We start from the raw sequence: 22,821 nt of genomic DNA on the forward strand, positions 1-22,821 counted from the left end.
CCTATTCCAGTACATAGTGCAGCACATCGTCCTCCAGAAAGGTATTCAGGTTGTACAGAAACAGTACATCCGTAAAACCATACTGCTTCATCAGCTTCTCTGCACTGTCATAATAATATCTGGGATCCACCAGCACGATTTCTTCAAAGTCACCAGTCAGGAAGGGAACGAAGCAGTTGGCGTAGGAATCCTTTATAAGAAGCAGCTTCTGTCCGGTAGAAGCCATGGTCCGGATCTCCGTCAGCGGATGATTGCCGTTTAAAAACATTCCATACTTGTCCCTGGTTTTCAGCTTCTCTGCCGCGTACAGAGAGGCTGATTTTGTCTGCTCCTGCACGTAGGTGACCACCAGTTCCTCTTTCTGATCCGGCCAGTACACTTCTATGGTATCATCCGGTACCCGGTATCCGCTCCGGGCGGCCAGGGTTCCCTGAAAGCTGTCCGACACCGGGTACAGCTTCTTTTCCTCTCCGTTTTCTGCGCCCGGAAGTCCCATCTGTCCGGCTGCGCTCTGGTATGCGTACCGCGCCCCCAGGGTCGTCCAGTGATGATCCGTCCGGTAATAGAGGGATTCCTCCCGGTGCTCCCGCAGCATTTCGTACAGCGGGATTTCTATCACCGGATTTTCCTTTTTCTCAAGATAGCTTCGGATATTCTCCAGCTGTTCCGCCTGATCCGCCACCGGTGCGTACGCCGGAAGCTTCTCCCTCTGTACCGACGCCGCATCCGGCACCAGCATCAGATAGCATTTCACGCCCGTCTGTTTCCGGCAAAAAGCGCCTATGGCGTCCAGATTTTCCCAGACATTTTCCGAAAGCTTCAACGGTTCCTCCAGAAGCTGTCCCTCGCCCAGATAGACATCCCCGGATTTATTTTTCCCGAGCAGACGATCCGCTGCTGTCTGCAGCCCGATCCACTCTCTGCGGAAAATAAACTGATCCGTCTGATATTTTTCAAAGTTCCCCATAAAACGGCCGTCTGCCAGATCCGCCCAGCTAAAGACCGGCTTCTGCTGCAGCATCCGGTTCTCTGTATCGGAAAATGCCGTATCCTTATGAAAATAATTGGCTGCGGTAAACCCGGCCAGCAATACTGCAAAGCCCAGTCCCAGCAATTGATTCATACGTCTTCTGTCTCTCATACGCAAATCCATCCTTTAAAATCGGAAATACAGAAACGGATTGTAGGTATCCCGGATAAGATAGGCCACCGCCAGTAAAAACAGCGCCAAATATCCGGCCAGGATCAGTCCGTCCCACCACTCATTTTTCTCCAGCTTTCTTAAGAGCCCAAAGGGAAGCGGCGTAGAAAAAAGCACCGCCAGAAGGAAGAGAACGAGACCGGTCGTCAGATAATAAAGTCCCGCCGTATCCACCGCGCCTACCGCGCCCTGTCCGAACATCACCGCCAGATACTGTCCTGCCGCGGACAGATTCGGACGGAAGAAAAATACCCAGCCAACCATGACCAGGAACAGGGTATAGAGATGTCCCAGAAGTGGCAATTTTTCTATCTTTCCTTTTAATACATATTTTTCAAAAATCAGCAAAATTCCGTAATACAGGCCCCAGACCACAAAATTCCAGCTTGCTCCGTGCCAGAGTCCCGTACAGAACCAGACCACCAGCAGGTTGAAGATATGCCGCCCGGTGGTTACCCGGTTACCGCCCAGCGGAATATAGACGTATTCCCGGAACCAGGAGCTCAGGGAAATATGCCATCGCCGCCAGAAATCCGTAATGCTTTTAGCGCAATAAGGATAATTGAAATTGGGCCGGAAATCGAAGCCCAGCATTTTCCCGAGGCCAATGGCCATATCCGAATAACCGCTGAAATCAAAATAAATCTGAAGGGTATAGGCAAGAACTCCCAGCCAGGCTGAAAGCACGGACAGGGAGGATAATCCTGTGAGCTCCTGATACATCATGCCCAGGTTGTTGGCCAGGAGCACCTTCTTAGAAAGCCCCGCCACAAAATACCGGACGCCGATTCCAAACTTATTCCAGGACATGTTCCGCTGCTGAAGCTGGGCGTCCACGTCCGCGTACTGAACGATGGGGCCCGCCACCAGCTGGGGAAACATGGAGATGTAGAGGCCGAAGGAAATCAGGTTGGTCTGCCGTCTGGCCTTTCCCCGATACACATCCGCCAGATAGGAAATAGACTGGAAGGTGTAAAAGGACAGACCAATCGGCAGGCTAAAGCTCAGATCCGGAAGCTGCAGGGCGAACCAGTGATACAGATTCTCCGCCAGGAATCCGTAGTATTTGAAAAATCCCAGAATCAGAAGATTCACCAGAATCCCCAGGGTCAGGCTTCCCCTTCCCTGTTTTCCCTTCTCCCGCTGCCTGGCAATGTCCAGACCCATCACATAATTCCATAGGATGCTGTAGACCATCAGGCCGATATAGACCGGCTCTCCCCAGGCATAGAAAATGAGGCTCGCAGCCAGCAACACCAGATTCCGGAGTCTTACAGGCGCCAGATAATACACCGCCAGCACCGGCGGCAGAAACGCAAATAAAAATACAATACTGCTGAAAACCATAGTATGCTCCTAAATTCTCGTCTAGTCTGTCCGAAACAAATCCTTCCGGTAGGCCTTTTTAATCCCGGCAGCCTGATCGGATACGGCGAACAGCACATAGACGCCATCGCTTCGAAGAACGCTCTGATTCAGAAGCTGCACCTGTTCCGGACCATAGCCCTCAAAGTTTTTTATCTGGGTGGCCTTCCGCTCTCGGGCAGCCTCCAGCACCTGTTCCGCCTGGCTTTCCGAGCTGCATTCCACCAGCAGAAGCTCCTCTACGGACATATTGTCCTGGGCTGTATACAGGATCCAGTGAACTAGTTCCCCGCCGTTCAGTCCGTAGAACCGCCGCAGCAGCTGCGCGTTTTCCTGATTTAACCCCGATACCTCCGCGGCAGCTTCCACATCTGCCTGCAGCTTCCCGAAATCCACCTGTCTGGCGGTTCCCTTTACCGCCAGAGAGCCGCCCCAAATCAGGAGCACCAGCAGCAATAGCTTTGCCAGCTGTAATATCCTGTCTCTCATAAGCCTGCCGCCTCCTCCATATGCGCGAGCCAGAGCGGATAGGGCGCACTTTTCAGATGCACCGCATCCTTCTGATACCAGTCCTCATGTCCGACCAGCAGCTGACTGTTGTCGATGTAGGTCAGCTTCCATTTTATACACATCTGTTTCAATGCCTGATTAAAGGTATCCACATCTGCCAGCGCCTGCTTTTTTTCTACCGCCTCCGGCAGCACGGGCAGAATGCCGTTGATGTAGATGGGCAGATCCGGATCCGCCTCCCGGATTTCCTGCAGCCGTTCTTCGTAACGCCGGATAAAAAGCCCGCTGTCTCCCCGACAGTATTCCAGATCGTTTAAACCGATAGACAGGAACAAAACCTTCGGCGTCAAATCCAGAGCCTTTCGGATCTCTTTCCCCGCGGTATCCGTCCGAAGCCCCCGCAGTGCCACAATGGAATCCGCGTCGAGAATCTGGTAATCCAGAAAGCCGGTCGCCACCGAATCCCCTACCAGAACCGCGCCCTCAAAGCGCTCCACCACCGAGCCTTTGTCTGCCGTTCCCGCTTCGGTCTCCTGTTCCGCCGTTTCCTTTGCCGCCAGCTTCGCCTCTATTGCTTTTACATTTTCCTTTTCCTGCGCCTCAATCCAGGACACCGCAGGGTACTCTTCCGTTTTCTTCCCGCTCCCTGTCTGTCCGCTGTATATCAAAATACCGCCTGCCGCCATTACCAGCAGCAGCGTATAAATTCCCCTTATCCTTTGCCGGTGCATTCTTCTTTTCCGTCTCTTTCTTCCTGCCATCTGCCGCATCGTCTCCGTCTGTTTTCTATATAAAATGTTACCTGTTTAAAATTTTATTTATGTATCACAGATATTTTTTTCTTTCTATAGATAGACGGATAACGACGTCATTTAGTTTCATCTTTTTTATTATAACATACCCACCTTCTCTCTGTTTATAGATTTTTAAGAAAGTTTATAAATTTTTGTTAGCACTCACATTGTAAGAGTGCTAATTTTCTATTGACTTTTCAAATCCGCGGCGGTACAATATCTATCAGTATGAAACATCATTATAAAAGGAGTGAATTGCAATGGCAAATACACATGGAAGCCTTTCCATTAACAGTGAAAATATTTTCCCGATTATCAAAAAGTGGCTCTATTCCGACCACGATATCTTTTTCCGCGAGCTGATTTCCAACGGCTGCGACGCTATCACGAAGCTCAAAAAGCTTTCCTTGATTGGCGAATACACCTATCCGGAGGGACATAAGGACAGCGTCCGCGTGGTGGTTAACCCGGAGGAGAAAACACTGAAATTCATCGATACCGGACTGGGCATGACGGCAGACGAGGTCGAAGAATACATCAACCAGATCGCCTTTTCCGGCGCGGCTGATTTCCTGGAGAAATACAAGGACAAGGCCAACGACGATCAGATCATCGGTCATTTCGGACTGGGCTTTTACTCTGCCTTCATGGTAGCGGACGAGGTTCATATCGATACCCTTTCCTATCAGGAGGGCGCAAAGCCGGTTCACTGGGAATGTGACGGCGGCACCGAGTACGATATGTCCGAAGGAACCCGCACAGAGATCGGTACAGAGATTACCCTGTTCCTCAATGAGGACTGCCTGGAGTTCGCCAATGAATACCGCGCCCGGGAGGTTATCAGTAAGTACTGCTCCTTCATGCCTGTAGAGATTTTCCTGGAGAAGGCAAATGCGGAACAGGAATACGAAACCATCGACGAGTCCGAGTTACGCGAAGACGACGTGGTGGTAGAGCATATCCATGAGGACGCCAAGACGGAGGAGATCGAAAAAGAGGACGGCACCAAGGAGACCAAAGAGGTATCCCCGGCCCGGGATCGGGTCAAGATCAACAAGCGTCCCGTTTCCTTAAGCGATATCCACCCGCTGTGGACCAAGCACCCCAATGAGTGCTCTGACGAGGAATACAAGGCCTTTTACCGCAAGGTGTTCCAGGATTATAAGGAGCCTCTGTTCTGGATTCACCTGAACATGGATTATCCCTTTAACCTGAAGGGTATCCTGTACTTCCCGAAGATCAATACGGAGTATGATTCCATCGAGGGAACCATCAAGCTGTACAACAACCAGGTATTTATCGCAGATAATATCAAGGAAGTCATTCCGGAATTCCTGATGCTCTTAAAGGGCGTCATCGACTGCCCGGATCTGCCGCTGAACGTATCCCGAAGCGCCCTGCAGAACGACGGCTTTGTAAAGAAGATTTCCGATTACATCTCCAAGAAGGTAGCAGACAAGCTCACCGGTATGTGCAAGACCGATCGGGAAACCTACGAGAAATACTGGGACGACATCAGCCCGTTTATCAAATTCGGCTGCCTGAAGGATGAGAAATTCTGTGACAAGATGAGCGATTATATCCTGTTCAAGGATCTGGACGGCAGGTATCAGACTCTGAAGGATCTGGTTCCGGAGGAGGAAGCCGCTGATGTGGACGTGGTGGAAAACCCGGACGACAAGCAGGCGGATACTGAGGAGAAGGAGCCGGAAAAGACGACCATCTTCTATGTAACCGACGAGGTACAGCAGAGCCAGTATATCAATCTCTTCCGCGAGGAAGGCAAGAACGCCGTCATCCTGAAGCACAACATCGACGCTCCCTTCATTTCCCATCTGGAAATGAAGAATGACAAGATCAAGTTCCAGCGGATCGACGCGGACCTGACCGAAGACTTTGTAGAGGCTACAGACGAGGCAGAGCTGAAGGAGTCCACCGATTCCCTGACTGAAATCTTCCGAAAGGCTCTCGGCAATGACAAGCTGGACGTGAAGGTAGAGAAGATGAAGAATGAGAATATCTCCTCCATGATTACCCTCTCCGAGGAAAGCCGCAGAATGCAGGATATGATGAAGATGTACAGCATGAACGGCATGGATCTGGGTATGTTCGGCGGTGGAGAAACTCTGGTCCTGAACGCCAACAACAAGCTGGTTCAGTACATTCTGGAGCACAAGGACGGCGAACATGTGAATCTGTTCTGCGAGCAGCTTTACGATCTGGCTATGATCAGCCACCAGCCGCTGGCGCCGGAGAAGATGACCAAGTTCATCAGCAGAAGTAATGAGATTATGATGCTGCTGGCAAAATAAAGTAACCATCGGAATTTCCTGTTCCATAAAGAAGAGCCTCCCGCGGGAGACTCTTCTTTTCATTCTATATTTTCCTTTTATTTACAGTTTCGCAAATTTCTCATACAGCGGAACCAGGCAGTGATATGCCTCATCAAAGACCGGCTTCAGCTCCTCGTAAACTTTCTGGTTTTCTTTCTTCGGTTCTACGTGCTTCTCGAATTTCAGGAAACGCTTGATCTCATCGAAGCTGTCGAAGACGCCCACGCCGACGCCTGCGATAACTGCCGCGCCGATGGAAGTGGCCGCTTCCACGCAGTCCGGCATATCAAATTTCACGTTCAGCACATCTGCCAGGATCTGGGTTACCACCTCGCCCTTGGCTCCGCCTCCGGTCAGGTTCATCTGCTCAATCTTCACCTGCTTCCGATAGGCCTTCAGAATCAGCTCCATGTTCATGGCGATTCCCTCAATCACCGCGCGCACATAATCCTTCTTTTCATGCTCCGGCTTGATTCCCAGAAATGCCGCGCTGGTGTCCGGATTCCAACGGGGGCTCCGCTCACCCAGCATATAAGGCAGGAAAATCAGATTCTGCGCGCCCGCCGGGGATTTCTCGATGAGCTTGTTCATCTCGTCGTAGGGCATATCGTCGCAGAGAGCCCGCCGTATATACGCATAGGAGCTGCCTGCCGCCTGCATGGTTCCGCAGGGCATGTATTTGCCCGGGATTACATGGGCAAAGCAGAATACAGTCTTATCCGGGTCAATAAAGGGCTCTGTGGTGGTTCCGCCGATCCATGCGGAGGTTCCGTAGGTCAGGTAAAACTCTCCGTCCTTAATGCAGGCTGCGCCCACTGCGGACACCGGGCCATCGCCGCCGCCACAGACCACCGGAGTACCTGCGGGAAGCCCGATTTCACCGGCTACCCTGTCCTGAATATAGCCTGCCACATCAATGGAACGCTTTAAGGTCGGCAGCTTCTCCTTGTCAATGCCTGCCGCATTTAAAATCTCATCTGACCACTCCAGCTTCCGAAGATCCAGCGCCTGGGTGCCGGACGCGTCGGAATAATCGGTCACAAACTCACCTGTCGCTCTCTGGATAATATAATCCTTGGCCTGCAGCATTTTATAGGTCTTCTCATAGACCTCCGGCTCATTGGCTTTCAGCCACATGAGCTTCTCAATGCTATAGCTGGCCGCTACCCGGTGTCCGGTAATCTGATAAATCCGGTCGGCGCCGATGGCGTCCTCCAGCTGCTTCGCCTCTTTGACCGCGCGCATATCCGCCCAGATCATAGAATCCCTGAGGGGTCTTCCGTTCTTATCTACCGGCAGACAGCCCTGCATCTGGGCACTGAAGGACATAGCCGCTACCCGGCTTGCGTCCTCCCCGTCCAATACGGCCTTTGTGGCCTCGCAGACTGCGTCCCACCAGTTTTCCGGATCCTGCTCCGCGTAATTACCGTGAAAGAAATGCACATCATAGGATGCGGTGTAGCTTCGAACCTGCCGTCCCTCTGTGGTAAAGAGCGTCGCCTTATCCCCCGAGGTTCCCAAATCATGTGCAATCAGAAACTGTTCCATTTTATCTTCTCCTCCTTGTAGTTATAATATTTCCCAATACTTTCTTGCCGGTTTCTATTATACTCCCGGGAAGGGGAATCTGTAAACCTCCTGCAACGACCGTTCTGTTTTTATTGACAACTTTTCGTCACTGTACTATGCTTTTTTTAGTATGTTTTTCACAAAAGAAAGGGTTTCTTTTATGGCAAATAACAAGTTCCGCTCCGACCGTGTGCTGTCCTATTTTCAGGCAGAATGGAAGGTTCTGCTGGCTGTCACAGTGTCGGGACTCATCTATAATCTGGGCCTGCTGGCCGGTCCCTGGTTCGAGGGGAAAATGGCGGCCTGCCTCATCGACATTTTAAATGGGAAGAAGTTCTTTTCGGATATGCTGACCCTAGTGCTGGCCTATGTGCTCGCCATCGGCGTAGTGCAGAGTTCTCGCTATATCAAGCGCTTCTACGTGCGCCGTTTCGCCAACAACGTAAACCGGCGGATGAAGCATACCCTCTACGGCAGCCTGGTGCAGAAAAGCCGCCGGGCCCTGTCTGAAGAGGGGGCCGGAACTATGATGACCAAGGCCATTCTGGACGTGGACGACTGCGCCGAGGGCATACGGAAGTTCACCACGGAACTCTTTGATACGGGCGTGGCCCTGCTGGCTTACGCTGGCATGCTGCTCTTCTACGACTGGCGGCTGGCCCTAATCAGTATGATTTTCCCGCCGGTCTCCTATGTGATTGCGGAGAAAATGAAGGTCATCGTGCAGCGGACCGGCGCGGCCTATAAGGAGCAGTCCGGGGCTTTAAGCGCCGCCACCCTCGATCGCGCTGCCAACGCGGTCACCTATCGGGTCTTCGGCTGCGAGCCGGAACGTATGGCCGCTTACGAGGAAAATCTTTCCGCCTACGAGCGCTCCGCCGTCCGGGCCAATATCTGGAGCGCCTCCCTGCCGCCCATTTACCGGATTATCTCCATGGCAGCATTGGTCTTCATCCTGTATTTCGGCGGGCGCAATGTGCTGGGCCAGGGCTGGACGGCCTGGGATATCGCGGCCTTCACTACCTTTATCTCCTGCTTTACCAGGCTTGCGGTGAAGTCCTCCAGCGCGGCCAAGCTCTTCAACGCGGTGCATAAGGCGCAGGTGTCCTGGAAGCGCATAAGGCCCCTGATGTACGCGCCGGAGACGCCCGACACACCGGAGACAGGCGTGCCTGCAGTCCTTACGGTACAGGGGCTTGGCTTCGCCTACCCGGGAAATGAAACGCTGTTTTCCGATGTCTCATTTGCCGCAAGGCCCGGTCAGATCATCGGCGTCACCGGCCCGGTGGCCTGCGGAAAATCCTCCCTCGGCAAAGCCTTTCTCTGCGAATATCCCTACCGGGGCAGCATCCGCCTGGGAAATAAAGAGCTTGCGGAAATGGACGAACGCACCCGGCTTGGGGAAATCGGATATCTGGGGCACGACCCGGAGCTTTTTAACGATACCATCGAACATAATATCCTGATGGGAGAGGAAGGCGACGCCTGGGAATACCTGCGTCTGGTCTGCCTGGATGAGGAAATCCGCAAGATGCCGGATGGCATAGAGACTCTTGTGGGAAATGGCGGCGTAAGACTCTCCGGCGGCCAGGCACAGCGGCTGGCGCTTGCACGGACGCTCTGCCATAAGAAGCCCGTTCTTATTCTGGACGACCCGTTTTCCGCGCTGGATCGGAATACAGAGCGGCAGATTTTCGAAAATCTGAGAGCTTACACGACAGACGCGGTGGTGATTCTGATTTCCCATCGACTGTATCTGTTTTCAGAGCTGGAACAGGTTATCTGGCTGAATGAAGGGCGCGCGGTTGTGAAAACTCACAAAGAACCACCCATAAAAAATAAGCAAGGACAGGAGGTATAACATCATGCGGCACGCAAAGAAACATAACGAAACACCCTCTGTCCGCCAGATCATTCTCTCCACCCTGGCGCAGCACCGGTTCCTTGTCTCCGGCATCCTGCTCTCGGTCTGCGGGGCCATCCTGACTGCTCTGGTGCCGCCGCTGGTGCTGGGACATATCATCGATACGCTGACCCTTAGAACCATGCCCTCCCTGCTTCTGATTCTGCTCTATTTCGCCATGCTGGCCCTGACCGGGATCCTGGAATCTGTCCGTGAGGGTCTGCTGACGGTCTGCGGACAGCAGATTACCCACGCCCTTCGAAGCCGTCTGATGGCTAAATTCGTGCGGCTTTCCGTGGAAGAGCTAAACCTTCAGGAGCCGGGTGCTGTGGTGTCCCGCTTCGTAGGCGATGTGGACACGGTGGAAAATCTCTTCACCTCCGGCATCATCAGCATCTTCGCGGACACCTGCAAGATCTTAAGTATTCTGACGGTTATCTGGTTCCGGAACAAGGGCCTGGCGCTGATTTTCCTGCTCCTGCTGCCCCTGCTGTTCGCCTTTACCCGCCATGTGCAAAAAAATATGCTGACCGCCCAGATCGAGAACCGCAAGGCCGTCAGCCGCGCCTCCGCCCACGTGCCGGAGACCCTGCACAATATCCGCACTATCCACGTGCTCGGCAAGGAGCGCTACATGGAGCAGCAATATGACTGCTACATCGGCGACAGCTACCGGGCCATGGAGCGGACCAATTTCTACGACGCCATCTACTCCCCGGTCATCCTGATTCTAAACGCCATCGTGGCAGCGCTGGTCATGCTTTTATCCGCTTCGGGCAATCCCCGGGTGCTGACACTCTTTGGTATGTCCGCCGGTACCGCTGTGGCCGTCATGAACTATATTTCCCAGATCTTCTCTCCGGTGGAGAGTCTGGGAATGGAGATTCAGACTATTCAGTCGGCGGTGGCGGGTCTTCACCGGATTCAGGAGTTTTTCGGGCTGCCGGATAAAGAGCCGGTCGAGGCAAATGCTTCCGTTTCTGCAGCTTCTGCGAAGCCTGAAACGACAAATTCCCACGCTGACATACAGGCTTTCCCGGACGCGCCCTTCGTCGAATTTCGCGACGTCACCTTCTCCTACGACGGGAACAAGCCCATCCTGAGCCACCTGAACCTGACTGTGGAGACCGGCGACCAGCTGACGCTTCTCGGCCGCACCGGAGCCGGAAAAAGTACCCTGTTCAAGCTGCTTCTGGGACTCTATCAGCCGGATTCCGGGCAGGTCCGGATCCACGGCGTTCCGGCTGCCTCTATCCCGGAGGCCGCCCGCCGAAAGCTTTTTGGCTACGTGGAACAGTCCTTCCATATGGTTCCCGGAACGGTCCGGGATCAGATTACCCTGTTTGATCCGGCTATCTCAGACGAAGCCGTTCAGAAGGCCGCATGCCTCACCGGCCTTGCCGACGCCATTTCGCATCTGGCGCAGGGCTACGACACCCCCTGCACACCGGAGCTCTTCTCCCAGGGCCAGTGGCAGCTTCTCTCCATCGCCCGGGCGGCGGTCTCGGATCCGGAGCTTCTGCTCCTGGACGAAATCACCGCCAATCTGGACGCGGAAACTGAGCAGCATGTGCTTCACGCCCTGCGCCGCGTCTCCGAGAACCGCACCGTGCTTTCCATCTCGCACCGAACCTCGGCAGAGTTTGGCAGAACCTTTACTCTTCACGGTAACGCAGATATTCCGGAAGCTTAAGGGTTCACAGCCTGCACTCGTTTTTTCATACACTTTTACTCTTCTATCTTCTATTCTTTCAGATTGCCCTTCCGGATATGCTCCTTCAGGATCTGATCCGTCACCTGATAGAGCTTCTCCGAGCCCTGTCTGGTCTTTTGCTGTCTGCCATAGACCTGCTTTGCCGACACGCCGTGTTCTCTCCAGTCTCCGCCTCCATTGCTGTTGTTCAGCAGCAATGGCTGCAGGTTGTCCATGGCGTGGGCAAACTTGGATTCCGGCGTCTGGAATTCTTCAAATTCATCAAACAACTGCGTCAATTTCTGCTTCTGATCCTCCGGAAGCAGAGAGAAGATCCGCTCCTTGGCTGCGTCCTCCCTGGCCTTCTGGGTTTTCAGTCCCTCTGTATCGTAGGCATAGGTATCTCCCGCGTCAATTTCTACAATATCATGAATCAGGCACATGAGCATGACCCGGCCGATGTCCACCGGTTCATTGGCATATTCCTGCAGAAGGTATGCCATAATCGCCATATGCCAGGCATGCTCCGCGTCATTTTCATTTCTTCCGTGTCCGGACAGATGGGTCTGCCGGAAGATATTTTTTTCTTTGTCGATTTCTAAGGCGAAATCGAGCTGTTGTTTTAAGCGCTCGTCCATGAGTTTTTCTCCTTTATTTCTGTATATTCTGTAAAAACCAGCAGACTGCCGGAAGCGTCACCAGCGAACACAGGGTCGTCACAAAAACGCCGCCCATGGCGTAATCTCCCTCTGTGCCCGACGACTTCGCCATCATGACAAGGGCCGACATGGAGGGCATACCGGTAATCAGAGCCATGGTAAGCCTGATTTCCCCGGAGACCGAAAGTAGCCCCAGCAGCAGATAAAAGGCCACCGGAACCAGACACATTTTTACCAGTACAATGCCGTAAAGCTCCCAATTTTTCAGATAACAGCGGATGTCAATGCAGGCGAAAAGCCCGCCCAGATAAATCATAGCCAGCGGAGTGGCTGTCGCGCCGGTCTTCTGAAACGCTGTATTCATGACATCGGGCAGGGACAGTCCCAGAAGTATCATAAGCACCGCCAGAGCAACCGCCACGGTAACCGGATTTACCATTTTTTTCAGTTGAAACGTACCTTTTCCATCGGATGAAGTAAGTTGCGCTCCCACGGTCCAGAGCACCAGTGCGTCAATCATCATATAGATCGAGATATAGACCATTCCATTTTCCGGGAAAATGCTGGTCACAATCGGAATTCCCATAAAACCGACATTTCCAAACATGCACATGGCACGATAGACCTTTGCCCTATCTCCCTGCAGTCCCAAAAGCTTCTCTGTTCCCAGAGCAACAATGAAAATCAGCACATAGAAAATCACGGTACTATAGACAACCGGCAGAGATTCCATCAGAATTTCCCTAGTCACGCCGTTTACGATATTGATAAAAATCATCATCGGCAATGCCAGCTTCAGCACAAACGCGGCCAGCACGCCCAGCTTATCATGATTCCATACTTTTGTTCTGACCAGAAGGACACCCAGGAGCACGTAAATCACCATCTGCTCCATCTGGCTCATCAGTATTCCAAATGTATTCATAAAAACCCCCTGCGTTATAACACTAAGATTCATTATAACACAGAAGGTTCTCTTTGCGTAGGTATGTATCTTTTATTTTGCGTCTATCTTCTCAATCCGATAGGCCTGACCTATCTGGGCCGGGTAGGTCTCCCGGATATAACCGCTAAACCAGATCTCCACGGTGTCGCCGGTCTGTACCTCGTCCATCAAATTATCTGCGGAAACCACATAGTCGCCTGCGGACATTTTCTGAAAGCCGTCGGCCACAGCGATGTAGGTCACCAGAAGATTTCCCTCGTTTACTTCCTTTACCTCGGCCGTGAAATGCAGTACCTCTGCCGGGATCGACGTATCCGCAGAATCCACATTCCGGAAAATATGGGGTTCGTCGTCCCAGTACACAAGCAGGGTGTCGTCCGCGCCGAACTGGTAGCCATACCCTTTTCCGAAATTGGCTTCATCGTCTTTGGCAGGCAGCTGAGTGCTTTCCACCGAAGTGGTAATCTTTCCGTCCATATTACCGCAGCCGACCATGCTGCTTAAGAACCCAGTATCCTGGTAAATGACGCCGTTCACCCGGACACAGGGCGCATAACCCACCGGGCGAGATTCCGTGAGTTCGGGCAGTGTGACCGCGTCACCGGAACCATCGGTGCTCTCCTCTTCAGACGCTGCGTCGGCGGTCTGTACCTGGGGCTCGGCTCCGACGGTGTCCTGAGTCTGCGCGCTTCTGGCGCAGGCTGTCAAAAATGTGGCTGCTGCGGCCGCGAGCAATAACATACGGTGTAATTTTTTCATAGAATAATCCTCCTTTTCTTCCCTTTACTTATATAAACGCTTCTTTTTCAGGTTTACTACAGAAAAGCAGAATTTTATCCCACAGGTTTACAGTTCATGATAGTAGGGACAGATATCCTCATAGTGACCGTCCTTCATGCGGAATCCCTTCGGGATGATGCCCAGCTGTACGAAGCCCAGACGCTCGTAGAGGTGGCGGGCATGGATATTGGAAGCCACCACGGCATTGAACTGCATAACACGAAAGCCATGAGCCTTACCCTGTATGAGACAATCGGATACCAGCTTTTCGCCGATATGGAGACCTCTGTAATCCCGGCTAACTGCGTAGCTGGCATTACAGATGTGGCCGCAGCGACCGATATTATTTGGATGCAAAATATAGAGACCACAGATCTTTCCGGTATCGACATCCTCAGCTACGGCATTGTAGGTCTGAACCGCAAAAAAATCTTTTCCTGTCTCCAGTGTTAAAAATTCCTCCTGCGGGAAGGCTACGCCATCCTCCACCACTTCGTTCCAAATGCGGATCATGGACAGGAGATCGGCTTCGGTATATGCTCTGATTTTCATGTTCATATTAAAAACTCCTCCTAAGCAAATATCATTACTGAATTTCCTTGTAGACGTCTACCCACTCAACCATTCCGCCACCTCTTCCGGTTCCGGAATGGTAAGCTTGTTTTATTTTACCACGCTGACAGGCAAATAAAAAGCGGAATCGGAGATTCCTTTCTCCGATCCCGTTTTTATCAGGTGTTACCCATCTTTCCATTCTTTTATGTAAGGCCTACTTCTTCTCTCCCGCCAGCTTCTCTGCAGCTACGTAGAGCACAATGGTAACCACCATATCCGGCAGGGTATTACCTACGACCATGTCCACATTCATCAGCCACCGGTAAATGATAAAGCCCAGAAGCCACACCACCAGCGTCTTCCACTCAAAGGCTCTTTTGCTCTCTGCCTTTTTCAGAATAAAGAAATCCGCAATCTGAATGGCAATCATCGGCGCAAAAACAGATCCGATGAAATACAGGAAGTCCGTGATATCGTCCATGGGGAACAGGATGGCTCCTGCGATACCGATCACAGTCACCACAACCGCTACCCATTTTCCATGGATCTTCTCTCCCAGGGACTCGCTGGAAATACCTGCGGAGTACGCGTCCAGGAAGGTGGTGGTCACAGTGGAGAATACAATGATCAGAAGGCCTGCGATCCCCAATCCGGCCTTTACCATAATCTGCGCGATATCCGACTCTCCGGTAAAAATCGCGGCTCCCATACCAATCACATACATCCAGCAGCTTACCAGGCCGTAAACGACTGCGCTGACCGCTGTCGCCTGCACCGGTTTTTCCGCCTCTCTGGTATAATCGCTAATCAGGGGCAGCCAGGACAGCGGCATGGCTACGGAAAGCTCTACGGCTGCGCCAAAAGTCATGCCTTCTCCTCCTGTGACGGCCGCGCCGCCGTGTCCGAAGATTACAAAGCTTAACAGTATGGTCAGGATAAAGAGCGCCGCCATGGCCACCGTATTTACCTTGCCCAGGTTCTCAATACCGATGAGAATCCACACGATAATCAGGCCGCCAATCAGCAAACACCAGACCCAGTTGCCCACGCCCAGGATACCGTCCGCCGCCAGGGCTCCGTCATAAATCATAATAGCCGTCCAGCCCACCAGCTGAATCACATTCAATGCGGAAAAGAGCAGTCCGCCCCTGCTTCCAAAGCTCATCTTTGCCGTTTCCATGGCGCTTCTTCGCACCTTTCCGCCGATGAGACCGGATAAGAACAACATGGTACAGCCGATGATGTGGCCTACGATAATAGCCAGCAAACCTTTTCCGAAGCCCAGATCCGCAAGATAAGTTCCTGTCAGAATCTCCGCAATCGAGACTCCGGCTCCGAACCAGATAAGACCGTTTTCAAATACAGAAGTACGCTTTTCTGTCATCTTACCGCACCTCCTTCGCAAATTCGCCCGTCAGATCAAAGGCATGCTTCATAGGGCCGGATCCCTTGCCAAGATCCAGCATGGCTCCCAGCGCGCCGGAGATATAATCCTTCGCCCGCTTTACCGCTTCCGGAAGTTTATAGCCCTTGGCCAGATTGGAAGCAATCGCGCTGGAAAGGGTACAGCCGGTTCCATGGGTATTGGGATTGTCGATGCGCTTGCCTTCGAACCAGTGGCCTTCCCCATTTGCATAGAGATAGTCGTTGGCGTCATTGATACTGTGCCCGCCCTTTAATAAAACGGCGCAGCCGTAGGTTTTGCTGATTTTCTTTGCCGCCTCCAGCATATCTTCTTTGGTTTTAATAGCCATACCGGACAGAATCTCCGCCTCCGGGATATTGGGCGTTACCACCTCTGCCAGAGGCAGCAGCTCCTTTTCCAGTGTCTCCACCGCATCTGTCTTCAGAAGCACCGAGCCGCTGGTAGCTACCATGACCGGATCTACCACGATATGCTTCGCCTCGTAATCACGCAGCTTCTTTGCAATGACACGAATCAGTTCGCTTGCGGATACCATTCCGATTTTGACCGCATCCGGGAAAATATCCTCGAATACCGCGTCAATCTGCTGTCCCAAAAATTCCGGAGTTGCCTCCTGGATTGCTCTTACGCCGGTGGTGTTCTGCGCTGTCAGTGCGGTAACCGCTGTCATCGCGTACACTCCATTCATGGTCATGGTCTTCAGATCTGCCTGAATGCCGGCGCCTCCGCAGGAATCGCTGCCTGCGATTGATAATGCTGTTCTCATTTGTGTTTTCCTCTTTTCCTTTGTTTTCGCATTATTTTTCTATCGCGACAGAGAGTGGTGCCCCCGGTCTGCCGCTTTCACGGGCTTTATGCGCCCGTTACTACCTCTTTTACCTTTTCCTTCAGCTCTCCCGCTGCCTTTTTAATATCCTCTGCTCCGAAGATGGCGGAAACCACAGCCGCGCCGGCCATGCCGCCGCCCCGGATCTCTGTGATATTCTCTGCAGTGATACCGCCGATGGCCACCGCCGGAATCTGTACAGAGGTACAGATTTCACAGAGCTGCTCCCTGGTAATCCGAATAGCCGTTGTCTTGGTAGGCGATGGAAATACGGCTCCTACGCCCATATAGTCCGCGCCTGCCTGCTCTGCCTTCTTCGCCTGCTCTACCGTCTTACAGGTGGCCCCAATGATAAAGTCTGCCGGAACCCGGGCGCGAATCTCACTGACCGGAGCGTCCTCGATCCCCACGTGGACGCCGTCTGCGCCGCTTTTCAGGGCTACCTCCACGTTATCGTTGATAATCAGCGGGACGCCGTGGCGATGACAGATTTCCTTTACCCGGATAGCTTCCTGCAGAAATTCCTCCTCCGAAAGCTTCTTTTCCCGCAGCTGCAGGATCGTCACGCCTCCCGCCAGAGCTTCCTCAATCTGCTCTTCCAGCGTCTGTCCGCCGGTCCAGTGCCGATCCGTCACCGCATAGAGCAGCAGCATCTCTTTCTTAAATTTCATTCTATCTTATCCCCTTCTGTGTGTTCGCTGCCTGTTCTGTCTTTTCTGAAAAGGCTGACAGATAGCGTCCCGGCGCTTCACATACCATAGCGCCGCTCATGACGCACACGCCTGCTGCCCCTATAGCCATCACCGCTTTATAATTCTCCGGAGCGATTCCACCGATGGCATACACGGGGATCTTCACGCTTTCACACACCTGTTTCAAAAACTCCAGACCCCGCCCGGGCAGTCCTTTTTTGCAGTCTGTGTCAAATACATGCCCCGCAGTGATATAGGTACACCCCAAGGTTTCCGCCTCCCGGGCGTCCTCCGCGGAATGACAGGACGCGCCCAGCACGGTAAAATACGCCCGCTCATCCGGGGATAAGTTCCGCAGGATAGGCAGCGGCAGGTGGAGCCGCTTTACACCCAGCTCCAGAGCTATACCCGGAAAGCTGTGCAGAACACAGGGCGTCTGATATCTGTCGCAAATTTCTGCCGTCTGACGCGCCAGTTCCAGATATTCCGCCTCCGGCAAATCCTTTTCCCGCAGAATGATACCCCTGGGTCCCGCCGCAGCCAGCGCTTTTATACGCCCCAAAAAATCATCTTTGCAAAGCTTACGGTTTGTAATCACTAACACATTAGACATACACATAATCATTCAGCACCGGCTGAAGTCCTTCCTCCGTGATATCTTCATACATGGTCTCAAAGCTCCGCCCATCGTTGATCTCAAACTGCTCGTCGCCGGTCTCTGTTCCGTCGTCCTTGCCGCTATATTTACTCTCATGATCCCCGATACCGGTGGATACGCCTGCAGACACCTTCGTCGCCGCAATCTTCACGATCCCGTTCCGGAAGGACGCGCTCTCCCGGGAGGATACGGTGATCCCCACGTAGGGCAGAAAGATCCGGTACGCGCAGATAATCTGGCACAGCTGCTTTTCATGGACGTCCAGCGGATTGATCTTATCGTTGTTGATAATCGGACGCAGTCTCGGACAGGACAGGGACATTTCCGCATGGGGATATTTCCGCTGCAGATAATAGACATGCAGCGCGCTTGCCAGCGCGTCCCTATGAAAATCCGACAGCCCCAGAAGCGCCGAAAAGCCCACGCCGCGCATGCCGCCCATCAGTGCCCGCTCCTGGGCGTTGAACCGGTAGGGCCATACACGCTTGTGTCCCATCAGATGCAGCGTTTCATACTTATCCGTATCATAGGTCTCCTGAAATACCGTCACGTAGTCTGCGCCGCATTCATGAAGATACCGGTATTCATCGGAATTGACCGGATAAATCTCCAGCCCCACCATCCGGAAATACTTCTTTGCCAGCTTACAGGCCTCGCCGATATAATCGACGCCGCTCTTACCACGGCTCTCACCGGTCAGAATCAGGATCTCCTCCATACCGCTGTCGGCGATAACCTTCATTTCTTTCTCGATCTGCTCCATATTGAGCTTCATGCGGTTAATGTGGTTATAGCAGTTGAAGCCACAATATACACAGTAATTTTCACAGTAATTGGCGATATAAAGAGGCGTAAACAGATACACCGTATTGCCGAAGTGCTTACTGGTCTCCCATCTGGCCCGCTCTGCCATCTGCTCCAGGAAGGGTTCCGCCGCCGGAGATAACAAAGCCTTAAAATCCTCCACGGAGCAGGTACGGTGCTCCAGGGCTGCCTTTACATCCTTCTCTGTGTACGTTTGATAATCATAGGACGCCACCTGGGACATGACCTTCTCACAGATGTCCGAGTCGATCTGCTCCATGCCCGGCATATATTCCATATGGTTGGTTCTGGAGGAGGGATCCGTCTCCAGCTTATGCTTCTTCGCCAGCGCTTTTTCGGAAAGATATTCCGAGTCTACAAAGAACTGATTTTCCATGTGCTCACACCTCTCAATCCCGCAGAAATCCGGTCAGCGGATCGGAGGCTGCCGCGCCCCTGGTCAGCACTCTTCCAAGCCCTGCCAGATAAGCGTTTCGTCCGGCCTCTATGGCGTCCTTGAAGGCGGAAGCCATAAGCGGCAGGTTGCCTGCTGTGGCCAGCGCCGTATTGGCCATAATCGCCGCAGCTCCCATCTCCATGGCCTCGCAGGCCTGAGAGGGCTTTCCGATACCGGCGTCCACGATAATCGGCAAATCGATTTCATCAATCAGGATCTGGATAAATTCTTTTGTGGCCAGTCCCTTATTGGAGCCGATGGGAGACGCCAACGGCATAACGGAAGCTGCTCCTGCGTTCACCAGATCTCTTGCCACATTCAGGTCCGGATACATATAGGGCATGACCACGAAGCCCTCCTTCGCCAGAATCTCGGTGGCTTTAATGGTCTCCTGATTGTCCGGCAGAAGATACTTGGAATCCCGCATAATCTCCACCTTTACAAAATCGCCGCAGCCAAGCTCTCTGGCCAGCCGCGCGATACGGACTGCTTCTTCCGCAGTTCTCGCGCCGCTGGTGTTGGGGAGCAGTGTCACATGATCCGGAATATAATCCAGGATATTTTCATGCTCTCTGGTGTTCGCCCTGCGTACCGCCAGTGTGATGATCTCTGCTCCTGCGTCCTTTACCGCAGCCTCGATTAAGTTCAGGGAATATTTTCCAGATCCAAGAATGAAACGGGAATGGAATTCATGTCCCCCCAGTGTCCATGTATCGTTGTTCATATGTATACCTTCTTTCTCTTAAATTTCGCTTTTTATACTCTTCTACGGCTCCGGCTCTCCCGCCAGAATCCGTATCACCATATGGGCCTCGTGGGCCGCGCAGGTCATGACCCGGCTGGAAACCAGCGTGCCGCACTCCTTCACATCGCTGACGCCGTCCCCACAGAGATAAAACCGCTTCGTAACCCGCCGGGTCTGTATCCGGTTCACGCTGTCCATGCCGGCCATACCGGAGCCGGACAACAGATATTTCTCCGGAAATTTCTCCAGCACGGTATTGACCAGCATTGCTTTGCACTCCGGATTGTCAAAGGCCTCGCAGACCAGGTCCGCGTCCGTAAGAAGCTCTCCTATATTGTCCTCCGTAATACGGAGCGTATGAGTCTCCAGCTCGATATAGGGCGCGATTTCTTTCAGATTTGCCGCCAGCGCCTCCGTCTTCGGAAGCCCCAGCTGGCTTGCCTTGTACTGCTGCCGGTGAAGATTCGAGATATCCACCCGGTCAAAATCAATCAGTATCAGCTTTCCCACGCCGGCTCTTGCCAGGCAGATACTGATATTGGAGCCTAAGCCTCCCAGGCCGCAGATGGCCACGGTCGTATGCTCTGCCCTTTTCTGGAAGGCTTCCCCATGCCGGGCTGCCAGGGCCCGGTGCCATTCTTCCCTTGTCGGTATCATCTCAGCCGCCTCCCACAAAGCTGACCACTTCCACGCTGTCGCCGTCCGCCAGCACCGCTGTCTCATACTGTGCCTTTGGCACAATATCGCCATTTCGCTCCACTGCGATCCGCTTCAGATCGTAATTGGTTCCGGCCAGATATTCCGCCACGGTTTTTCCGGCGATATTAAGCTCTGTTCCGTTTACTTTTACCATGCTTTCTTCTCCTGTCCCATAATTTTTCGCAATAAACGCAATAAAAAAGAATCCTGCTTCGCAGGATTCTCCGCCTGCGGCGGGTCGCCTAAGCGACATACTACAACTCCGCCGCAGTGCGATCCTGCCCGGAGGGCTTTTTTATGTAATAGGGGATTCCATAGGAATTTCCTATTACATAAAAAAGAAAGCCACCGATTTGGCAGCTTTCCGTTTTTCCTTTTTGCTCAGGTATCCCTACGTTGGCATTATCCAAATCAGGTTCTCGGTCGAAGGTCACACCTTCCTCTCAGCCTGTATACAAGCTCCCGTCTGTTTTATTGTCTTTTTGCATTATAGATCGATTTTCATAAAAGAACAAGGTCTTTTCAAAATTTTCCTGTACAGTTTCTACTACATATCACCTATACAAGTTCAGTCTGGCGCTTTTCCATTTTTCGCATATAGAGAAACCAGACCACAAAGATCGCGCCGCCCGTACATACCCAGGAGGCTACATAGATATTCATCAGCATATCGTAGGTGGGGAACCATTTAAATACCGTCAGAAGCCAGATCATACGGAATACAACCGTTCCCAGAATTGTGATAATAGAGGGTTCCAGGGATTTTCCCATACCCCGGAGCGCCGCGCTCTCCACCTCATAAGTGGCTGTCAGCCCCTCCAGCGAGCAGACATGATGCATCCGCACCAGGCCATAGACCGCCACACTGCTGCTGATAGTATAGATTCCTACGAAAAATTCGTCCCAGATCATAAAAATAATGCTCAAAATCTCGGTAAAGCCCATTCCAAACAGCATACAAAGCCAGAAGATCCGCTTACAGCGCTTCAGATTCCCCGCGCCAAAATTCTGGCTGGTAAAGGTTACTGCCGCCTGGGCAAAGGCGTTGGCAATATCATATGTAAAATATTCAAAATTCAGCGCCAGGGAGGATCCCGCAATGGCGTCCTCTCCAAAGGAATTGATCCCGCTCTGGATAAATACATTGGACACGGAAAAAATCGCGCCCTGAATGCCCGCCGGAATTCCAATCAGCAGTACCTTTTTCAAATCAGCACCGTCGATACACAGTCTGTGGAAGCAGAATTGAAATTCATCTGTTCTTGCATGGAGATGAACCATTACCAGCACCGTACTCAGCACATTGGAAATCACCGTTGCAATCGCCACACCTGCCACGCCCAGGCCGAATCCAATCACCAGAAGCAGATTCAGGAGCACGTTCAGGATACCGGACAGAATCAGGTAATACATGGGCCGTCTCGTGTCGCCATAGCTTCGAAGAATGGCAGCGCCAAAATTATAAAGCACCATGAAGGGCAGTCCGATAAAATAAATGCGGATATATAATAACGCCTCGCGGATGACTGTTTCCGGAGTTCCGGAAGCCTCCAGCACAAGCCGTGCCGTCAGCATGCCGACAGCCAGCAAAATCATTCCCAGCATTGCCCCGAAGGTCATAATCGTATGCACCATCCGGCTTATGCTGTCCCGCCTTTCCTGGCCGATCAGATTGGCCAGGGCCGCATTGGGACCCACCGCCAATCCCACAATCAGATTGACAAAAATTCCCACCAGCGCCACGCAGCTTCCCACTGCCGCCAGAGCCTGGGAGCCCGCAAACCGGCCTACCACCGCCACATCCGCCGAGTTAAACAGCTGCTGCAGAATACTGCTGAAAGCCAGCGGAACCGCAAACAGAATCAGCTTCCCCGCCAGGCCGCCGTTCAGCATATCCATTTCTTTTGTTTTCTTTCGTTCTTCCATCTTTATTTCTCTCCGCCGCAGTGCGATAATATTTTTTTGTAATAGGGGATTCCATAGGAATTTCCTATTACATAACAAAAGGTCTCAGAAATCATTCTGAGACCTTCATGCAGGAGATGGGACTTGAACCCACACAGCCTTGCGACTACAGGCACCTGAAGCCTGCGCGTCTGCCATTCCGCCACTCCTGCTCACTGCGGAAGATGGGACTTGAACCCACACGATTGCAATAATCACAAGATCCTTAGTCTTGCTCGTCTGCCAGTTCCGACACTTCCGC

Annotated in this window: 21 protein-coding genes, 2 tRNA genes and 1 riboswitch; of the genes, 3 read left to right on the plus strand and 20 right to left on the minus strand. The window is 52.6% G+C overall.

The features are described 5' to 3' along the window. Nucleotide 1: 1 nt before the first annotated feature. Genes ACTNCH_RS00450 through ACTNCH_RS00465 form a run of 4 tightly spaced genes read right to left on the minus strand, consistent with a single transcriptional unit; the run spans nucleotide 2 to nucleotide 3,837 of the window. Nucleotides 2-1,141, minus strand: a complete 1,140-nt coding sequence (locus ACTNCH_RS00450; protein ID WP_441015867.1) for a DHHW family protein — start codon at nucleotides 1,139-1,141, stop codon at nucleotides 2-4. A 15-nt stretch (nucleotides 1,142-1,156) separates the two neighbouring features. Further along, nucleotides 1,157-2,548, minus strand: coding sequence for an MBOAT family O-acyltransferase (locus ACTNCH_RS00455; RefSeq protein WP_441015864.1), 1,392 nt, complete (start codon nucleotides 2,546-2,548; stop codon nucleotides 1,157-1,159). 21 nt (nucleotides 2,549-2,569) lie between these two features. Then, complete coding sequence (locus tag ACTNCH_RS00460) at nucleotides 2,570-3,055, minus strand: DUF4358 domain-containing protein (RefSeq protein WP_441015861.1); 486 nt, start codon at nucleotides 3,053-3,055, stop codon at nucleotides 2,570-2,572. After that, nucleotides 3,052-3,837, minus strand: a complete 786-nt coding sequence (locus tag ACTNCH_RS00465) for a GDSL-type esterase/lipase family protein (RefSeq protein ID WP_441015858.1) — start codon at nucleotides 3,835-3,837, stop codon at nucleotides 3,052-3,054. Before ACTNCH_RS00465 ends, ACTNCH_RS00460 begins: the two co-directional genes overlap by 4 nt. A gap of 293 nt (nucleotides 3,838-4,130) precedes the next feature. Between ACTNCH_RS00465 and htpG the strand changes: the two genes are divergently transcribed. Further along, a complete protein-coding gene (gene htpG, locus ACTNCH_RS00470; protein WP_441015856.1) occupies nucleotides 4,131-6,182 on the plus strand; it encodes a molecular chaperone HtpG in 2,052 nt (683 codons plus the stop codon). Between the two features lie 81 nt (nucleotides 6,183-6,263). Here the strand turns inward: htpG and xylB are convergent, their stop codons facing one another. Beyond that, a complete protein-coding gene (gene xylB, locus ACTNCH_RS00475) occupies nucleotides 6,264-7,751 on the minus strand; it encodes a xylulokinase (protein WP_441015854.1) in 1,488 nt (495 codons plus the stop codon). Between the two features lie 181 nt (nucleotides 7,752-7,932). On the opposite strand from xylB, the gene ACTNCH_RS00480 reads away from it, so the two are divergent. Together ACTNCH_RS00480 and ACTNCH_RS00485 are read left to right on the plus strand one after the other, a co-directional pair. Then, nucleotides 7,933-9,633, plus strand: coding sequence for an ABC transporter ATP-binding protein (locus ACTNCH_RS00480; RefSeq protein ID WP_441015852.1), 1,701 nt, complete (start codon nucleotides 7,933-7,935; stop codon nucleotides 9,631-9,633). A gap of 4 nt (nucleotides 9,634-9,637) precedes the next feature. Continuing rightward, the gene (locus ACTNCH_RS00485; protein ID WP_441015850.1) at nucleotides 9,638-11,368 is read left to right on the plus strand and encodes an ABC transporter ATP-binding protein; all 1,731 of its coding nucleotides are present in this window, start codon (nucleotides 9,638-9,640) and stop codon (nucleotides 11,366-11,368) included. 50 nt (nucleotides 11,369-11,418) lie between these two features. On the opposite strand, the gene ACTNCH_RS00490 is transcribed toward ACTNCH_RS00485, so the two are convergent. From ACTNCH_RS00490 to ACTNCH_RS00560, 15 genes are all read right to left on the minus strand, one after another. Then, a complete protein-coding gene (locus ACTNCH_RS00490) occupies nucleotides 11,419-12,006 on the minus strand; it encodes an HD domain-containing protein (protein ID WP_158362958.1) in 588 nt (195 codons plus the stop codon). 13 nt (nucleotides 12,007-12,019) lie between these two features. Then, complete coding sequence (locus tag ACTNCH_RS00495; RefSeq protein ID WP_441015848.1) at nucleotides 12,020-12,952, minus strand: AEC family transporter; 933 nt, start codon at nucleotides 12,950-12,952, stop codon at nucleotides 12,020-12,022. Between the two features lie 72 nt (nucleotides 12,953-13,024). After that, nucleotides 13,025-13,732, minus strand: a complete 708-nt coding sequence (locus tag ACTNCH_RS00500) for a hypothetical protein (protein ID WP_441015846.1) — start codon at nucleotides 13,730-13,732, stop codon at nucleotides 13,025-13,027. 87 nt (nucleotides 13,733-13,819) lie between these two features. After that, nucleotides 13,820-14,311 (minus strand): N-acetyltransferase family protein, encoded by a 492-nt coding sequence (locus tag ACTNCH_RS00505; protein ID WP_441015844.1) that lies wholly within the window; start codon nucleotides 14,309-14,311, stop codon nucleotides 13,820-13,822. Between the two features lie 211 nt (nucleotides 14,312-14,522). Further along, the gene (gene cytX, locus ACTNCH_RS00510; RefSeq protein WP_441015841.1) at nucleotides 14,523-15,692 is read right to left on the minus strand and encodes a putative hydroxymethylpyrimidine transporter CytX; all 1,170 of its coding nucleotides are present in this window, start codon (nucleotides 15,690-15,692) and stop codon (nucleotides 14,523-14,525) included. Nucleotide 15,693: 1 nt separating this feature from the next. Continuing rightward, a complete protein-coding gene (gene thiD / locus ACTNCH_RS00515) occupies nucleotides 15,694-16,500 on the minus strand; it encodes a bifunctional hydroxymethylpyrimidine kinase/phosphomethylpyrimidine kinase (RefSeq protein WP_441015838.1) in 807 nt (268 codons plus the stop codon). Nucleotides 16,501-16,586: 86 nt separating this feature from the next. Continuing rightward, nucleotides 16,587-17,231: a thiamine phosphate synthase gene (gene thiE / locus ACTNCH_RS00520; RefSeq protein ID WP_441015835.1), complete on the minus strand. Its 645-nt coding sequence runs from the start codon at nucleotides 17,229-17,231 to the stop codon at nucleotides 16,587-16,589. 1 nt (nucleotide 17,232) lies between these two features. Beyond that, nucleotides 17,233-17,865, minus strand: a complete 633-nt coding sequence (locus tag ACTNCH_RS00525) for a thiamine phosphate synthase (protein WP_441015832.1) — start codon at nucleotides 17,863-17,865, stop codon at nucleotides 17,233-17,235. Beyond that, nucleotides 17,858-19,111, minus strand: a complete 1,254-nt coding sequence (thiH, locus tag ACTNCH_RS00530) for a 2-iminoacetate synthase ThiH (protein WP_441015829.1) — start codon at nucleotides 19,109-19,111, stop codon at nucleotides 17,858-17,860. Before thiH ends, ACTNCH_RS00525 begins: the two co-directional genes overlap by 8 nt. Nucleotides 19,112-19,124: 13 nt before the next feature. Continuing rightward, complete coding sequence (locus tag ACTNCH_RS00535) at nucleotides 19,125-19,895, minus strand: thiazole synthase (protein WP_158362974.1); 771 nt, start codon at nucleotides 19,893-19,895, stop codon at nucleotides 19,125-19,127. Nucleotides 19,896-19,937: 42 nt separating this feature from the next. After that, nucleotides 19,938-20,573 carry a thiamine biosynthesis protein ThiF gene (gene thiF / locus ACTNCH_RS00540; RefSeq protein WP_441015825.1) on the minus strand — a complete coding sequence of 212 codons (636 nt, stop codon included), beginning with the start codon at nucleotides 20,571-20,573 and terminating at the stop codon, nucleotides 19,938-19,940. A gap of 1 nt (nucleotide 20,574) precedes the next feature. After that, nucleotides 20,575-20,769, minus strand: coding sequence for a sulfur carrier protein ThiS (gene thiS / locus ACTNCH_RS00545; protein WP_158362978.1), 195 nt, complete (start codon nucleotides 20,767-20,769; stop codon nucleotides 20,575-20,577). 216 nt (nucleotides 20,770-20,985) lie between these two features. Continuing rightward, nucleotides 20,986-21,089, minus strand: a riboswitch (TPP riboswitch). Nucleotides 21,090-21,173: 84 nt separating this feature from the next. Beyond that, the gene (locus ACTNCH_RS00550; RefSeq protein WP_441015822.1) at nucleotides 21,174-22,541 is read right to left on the minus strand and encodes an MATE family efflux transporter; all 1,368 of its coding nucleotides are present in this window, start codon (nucleotides 22,539-22,541) and stop codon (nucleotides 21,174-21,176) included. Between the two features lie 108 nt (nucleotides 22,542-22,649). Beyond that, nucleotides 22,650-22,732: transfer RNA gene (locus tag ACTNCH_RS00555), tRNA-Leu, on the minus strand. Between the two features lie 4 nt (nucleotides 22,733-22,736). Beyond that, nucleotides 22,737-22,821 (minus strand) — tRNA-Leu (locus ACTNCH_RS00560).

Source organism: Candidatus Merdisoma sp. HCP28S3_D10, assembly GCF_052065835.1.
Lineage (GTDB): Bacteria > Bacillota > Clostridia > Lachnospirales > Lachnospiraceae > Laedolimicola.